At 61.5% G+C, this 5,162-nt stretch carries 3 protein-coding genes and 3 pseudogenes; 4 read left to right on the top strand and 2 right to left on the bottom strand.

Annotated elements, in window-relative coordinates; translation table 11 throughout:
* Nucleotides 1–95: 95 nt before the first annotated feature.
* Nucleotides 96–308: pseudogene (locus ABZW74_RS23955) on the top strand (IS3 family transposase); the annotation flags it as partial.
* A 40-nt stretch (nucleotides 309–348) separates the two neighbouring features.
* Here ABZW74_RS23955 and ABZW74_RS23950 read toward each other — a convergent pair.
* Nucleotides 349–678, bottom strand: a pseudogene (locus tag ABZW74_RS23950) (leucine zipper domain-containing protein); the annotation flags it as partial.
* A 112-nt stretch (nucleotides 679–790) separates the two neighbouring features.
* A pseudogene (locus tag ABZW74_RS23945) lies at nucleotides 791–949 on the bottom strand (PaaI family thioesterase); the annotation flags it as partial.
* A 108-nt stretch (nucleotides 950–1,057) separates the two neighbouring features.
* Here ABZW74_RS23945 and ABZW74_RS23940 point away from each other — a divergent pair.
* The 3 genes from ABZW74_RS23940 to ABZW74_RS23930 all read left to right on the top strand — a co-directional run.
* Complete coding sequence (locus ABZW74_RS23940) at nucleotides 1,058–1,666, top strand: TetR/AcrR family transcriptional regulator (RefSeq protein WP_005194691.1); 609 nt, start codon at nucleotides 1,058–1,060, stop codon at nucleotides 1,664–1,666.
* 91 nt (nucleotides 1,667–1,757) lie between these two features.
* Nucleotides 1,758–4,781, top strand: coding sequence for an MMPL family transporter (locus tag ABZW74_RS23935; RefSeq protein ID WP_005194693.1), 3,024 nt, complete (start codon nucleotides 1,758–1,760; stop codon nucleotides 4,779–4,781).
* A gap of 113 nt (nucleotides 4,782–4,894) precedes the next feature.
* The coding region (locus ABZW74_RS23930; protein WP_355279927.1) for a transposase at nucleotides 4,895–5,162 on the top strand (268 nt) is incomplete at its 3' end.

The following is a 5,162-nucleotide window of genomic DNA, read 5'->3' as shown; positions in this document are numbered from 1 at the left end:
ACGACGAACAACTCCGACGGCAACGCCGCAAACCAGATCGACAATGAACCATCGGCCGATCGTTGCCGCAGGCTCGACCACGATTAGCCGGTCAATGTTTCGACAACGCCGCAGCGGAGGCATTCTTCTCTTCTTTGGAGTGGGAAGTGTTGTCACGCAACGAGTTCCATACTATCATGGAGGCGCAGGCGGTCGTGTTGGAGTGGTGCTACGGCTTCTACAATCACCAGCGTCGCCACAGCGCGATCGGGATGATGAGTCCGGTCGACTACGAGAACACCGCAGTCACCGAGCCCGAAGCCGCATAGAGGAGTCCTCCACGATTCCGGGGGAACCACATAGGCAGCCGTAGCGGGTGAGGATGCGGTGCACCGTGGAGACGTTCAACCCCAGGTGGTATCCGATCCGGGCTGGCCCCCAGCGGCGGGAGACGCGTAACCCGACGACCCGGCGTTCCCGGCGCCGGCTGGTGCGATGCGGACACGATCGGGGCCGGCTGGACCGATCACCCATTCCGGCCGGCCCGTGGTCGCGGTAGCGATCCGCCCATCGCTTGGCCGTGGTGACTGACACGTTGAACCGGTCAGCTGCGCGGCGCAGTGGCCACCGGTCGTCCACAACACACCGAGCCAGACGCAACCGGCCAGTCGGGGACAGCGGTGAATTACGGTGGGACATGAAGACCTCCGGGTTGAGGAGCGGTTCTTAGACAGCTCCACACCTCACTCGGAGGTCTTCCCTATGTCACGTCGACTCGCCGAACGCCGTACCTAACGTCCCGGGTCGGTACAGCTAGGCCGGGTGCTCCTGATTGGCGTTCGTCGAAGGTTAGATCAGCGTAGACGTGGTCGTCATGCCTGTATACCTCGAGCTGGAGTCCGCTGGGGTTGTCGCTGCCACATCCCATACATGATGGCGAGTGCGCTGGTAGCCGCTGATCGAAGCCCATTGGGTGGTCCTCTCTGCGGTCCTCGTTCGGTGTTCGAGCACTCGCAGTTTCGTTCTGTTACCGACGGTATCGTTTGTGCTGTTGGTCTGGAGCGGGAAGTGGGCAAGGGTGGAGATCGCCGATATCGATGATGTGGACCCGAGGCGGGTTCGCTCGCGGGCGCGGTTGTTGGATGCTGCCGCGACCCTGCTCAGCAGCGGTGGGGTCGAAGCGGTCACCGTGGAGGCTGTAACCCGGCTATCTCGCGTAGCCCGCACCACGCTGTATCGACATTTTGAGAGCACCACGGACCTGGTGGCAGCAGCCTTCGAGCGGTTGTTGCCTCAGGTGGACAACCCTGAAACCTCGCAATCGATTCGCGATGACCTGGTCACATTGATGCAACGCCAGGCTGCTCTCATCGAACAGGCTCCGTTGCAGTTGACCACACTGGCTTGGTTGGCAATGGTTCCCAAGCAACCTGGCGAAGAACCAAACGCATTGGGGCCGTTGCGGATGCGCGTAGTCAACCAGTACCGAGAACCCTTTGATCGAGTGTTGACAAGTAGCGCGGCCGCCGCTGAACTCGACGATCCGGACTTGACCATGGCGATCACTCAGCTGGCAGGCCCTCTGGTCTTCGCCAAGCTCACCGGGATTCGCGCGATGGATGTCGCTGATCTCGAGCGCCTCGTCGATGACTTTCTTGCGGCGCACAGGCGGCGCCCGCCTACATAGCCTCACCGCCTTCCACTTTTACGCTACAACTTGTAGCGTAGCGCTACCGATGGTTCCACTGTGGGCCAGATGAGTTGGTGAGGTACTGCGTATGGTGGTCCATCGTCCCGATGACAAGCGCTTGGCAAGGCGGCCGTTGGTCGAGCGCAGCGAGTACAGCTCCACGTTGGGACGAATCGCGCGGTTCACTTTGACGCACAAGTCCCTGGTCATCGGGGTGTGGATAGCTGTCGGGGTGGTGTTGGCGGTGCTGTTTCCTCAGTTGGAGACGGTGGTGCGGCAGCAATCGGTAGATCCGATCCCTGCAGGGGTTCCGTCCTTTCAAGCTCTTGATCAAATGGGTGGCGCATTCGGGGAAAAGGGCGCTAAGACCACTGTCTTCGTGACCATGGAGAACCCGAATGGGCTTACAGAGGTCACGCGAGAGCGATACGACGCGTTGGTCCTACAGCTCCGTGAAAATTTTGACGATGTGCAATCGGTTCGTGACTTGCTGTCGGATCCGATCACTGCCCGCCAGGCGTTGAGTGAGGATGGCAAGGCCTGGTATCTGCCCGTCGGGGTCTCGGGGACCCTGGGCGGTCCGGCGGCGACTCATGCGGTGGAAACCGTCCGCGAAACCGCACGCCGGGTGTTTGAAGATACTGGTACCGCGGTTCATGTCACCGGACCCGCAGCCACCTTCAGTGATCAGATCGTGAGTGCCGAGAGCGACCTGGTCGTGATCACTTTGGCCACAGTCGCGCTGATCGCCCTGATCTTGCTGGTGGTGTACCGATCGCTGTTCACAGCACTGGTGCCGTTGCTGGTGATTGGTGTCAGCCTTGGGGTGGGCCGCGGCGTCTTGTCCGCACTAGGTGAGCTCGGAATGCCGGTGTCTCAGTTCACCGTCGCATTCATGACGGTCATTCTGCTCGGGGCCGGGGTGGACTACTCAGTCTTTTTCATCAGCCGCTATCACGAGCGGTTGCGCCAAGGCGCGCCTACCGCGGATGCTCTTGTGGACGCTACAGCGACGATCGGACGGGTCATCTTGGCCTCGGCGGCGACGGTGGCACTGGCATTCCTGGCTATGGCGTTCGGCGAACTGAGCGTCTTTTCCACCTTGGGTCCGGCCTGCGCGATCGCGATCCTCATCGGGTTCCTCGCCACTGTCACCTTGCTGCCGCCGGTGCTGCAGTGGGCAGCCCGCTTCGGTTGGGGCAACCCCCGACGAGACCTCACGCGCAAGTACTGGAATCGCGTGGCGGTGCTTGTCGTCCGCCGCCCAGTCCCCCTTCTCGCTATAACGATGGTGGGGCTGATCGTGCTGAGCACGATCGCGATGGGTATCCACATCACCTATGACGACCGCCAGGGCCAACCCGCGACGACCGACAGCAACCAGGGATATGCGCTGCTTGACCGCCATTTCCCCACAGATGTGACGGTTGCTGAGTTTCTTGTGGTGGATGCGCCGATCGACCTACGCACCGCCAGCGGACTTGCCGACCTCGAGCAGATGGCTTCGCGGGTATCCCAAATTCCCGGGGTGACTCGCGTCATCGGCGTCACCCGCCCCACCGGCGACAAACTCGAACAGGCCGAGCTGTCGTGGCAGAACGGTCAGATCGGGGACCAGGTGGCAGGCGCCGTCGCAGACGGCCAGCAACGAAAAGGCGACCTCGAGCAGTTGCGCTCCGGTGCCAACCAGCTCGCCGACGGGCTGGCCCAACTCGACACCCAGCTACGCCTCAACCTGACGCCACTCGCCGGTATCCTCACCCAAGCAAGCACCGCCGGTCAACAAATCCAGCAGTACCAACCACTCCTGCGCCAGCTCGCCGCGTCCGCGCCCGCACTCGACCGCGCCTCACAGAACGCCCCACAACTTGCCGCCCTGACCCGCCAAACATCCGCGGCGCTGACAACAGTGACCTCAATCCTACCCCTCCTCGACTCAGCGCCCTGGTGCGCCCAAGTCCCCCAGTGCGCAACCCTGCGCGCACAGATTCGCGACCTCAACGCCACACTAGGGAGTGGACTGCTCGACCAGATCACCACCCTGTCAACACAACTCGCACAACTAGACACACCCCTCACGACGGTCACCGACCAACTCACCGCAACCGTCAACTCCCTCAACTCCACCCTGAGCACCATCAACAACCAAGACCTGCCCGCTAAGATCACTCAACTCCAAACTGGCGTGAGTCAGCTCGCCGCAGGATCACGACAACTCGCCGACGGCGTGTCCGCGCTGATCGACAGCAACCTTCAGCAACTAGCCGGGATGGCCACCCTAGCCACGCAACTCCAAACCTCCGCCCGCGAAACCGCCGGAACAGACTCCGCGACCGGCTTCTACCTGCCACCTCAAGCCAACGCAGACCGCCGCTTTGTCGATGTCGCTCGCCAATTCGTCTCGCCCGACGGCCATACCGTGCGCTACGCAATACAAACCAGCTTCGACCCCTACAGCACCGAAGCCATACAACTGACCAACACCATCACCGATGTTGCAAACGCCGCCAGACCGAACACCACCCTGGAGGACTCCCACATCGCAATCGCCGGATTCCCCGCCATCAACGCCGACCTGCAACGCCTACTCGCCGACGACTTTCAACTCCTGGCACTGGCAACCCTCATCATCGTCGGCCTGATCCTAATCCTTCTCCTCCGAGCACTCATCGCACCGCTGTATCTCCTAGGAACCGTCGTCCTCAACTACACCGCGGCACTGGGCATCGGCGTCCTAATCTTCCAACACATCCTCAAAACCGAGATCGCCTGGCCTGTACCGCTATTGGCTTTCATAGTCCTCGTCGCCGTCGGCGCAGACTACAACATGCTGCTCATCTCTCGCCTACGCGAGGAATCCCAGAACAACATACGAATCGGCGTTCTACGAACCGTCACCAACACCGGATCGGTCATCACCTCGGCCGGCCTCATCTTCGCTGCCAGCATGTTCGGCCTCATGGCTGGCTCGATCTCCATCATGACCCAAGTTGGACTGATCATCGGTATCGGACTACTGCTCGACACCTTTATAGTGCGCACCATCGTCGTGCCGGCCATCGCGACACTACTAGGCAAAACCAGCTGGTGGCCGAACAACGAAACCGTTTAACGTACTCCTGGTTTAGTTCCCCAGTATCCGCGCGGGACTGTCGCTAGGGACTGCTGCACGGATAGGTGACATCTGATCTGGCTTGCCTTCGGGCGGTCGGGAAGGATGTAGCTGTGCCCAAGCCGTACCCCCAGGAGCTCCGAGACGATGCGATCCGGGTGGCTCGTGATCGTGGAGAAGGCGTCACGATCGAGCAGGTCGCCAACGACTTCGGTGTGCACCCGATGACGCTGCACAAGTGGATGCGACGCGCGAATATTGATGGGGGCCGCAGCCCTGGCGTGACCTCGACCGAGTCCGCTGAACTGCGCGAGGCCCGTAAGCGGATCCGCCTGCTTGAGCAGGAGAACGAGGTGCTGCGTCGAGCGGCGGCGTATCTAT

This window comes from Gordonia sp. NPDC003585 (genome assembly GCF_040610755.1).
Lineage (GTDB): Bacteria > Actinomycetota > Actinomycetes > Mycobacteriales > Mycobacteriaceae > Gordonia.
This window is presented reverse-complemented; position numbering and strand designations above follow the sequence as displayed.

Coding starts and splice junctions, on each gene's coding strand:
- ABZW74_RS23935 (WP_005194693.1), top strand. CDS start 1,758: ATGGTGGTCCATCGTCCCGATGACAAGCGCTTGGCAAGGCGGCCGTTG.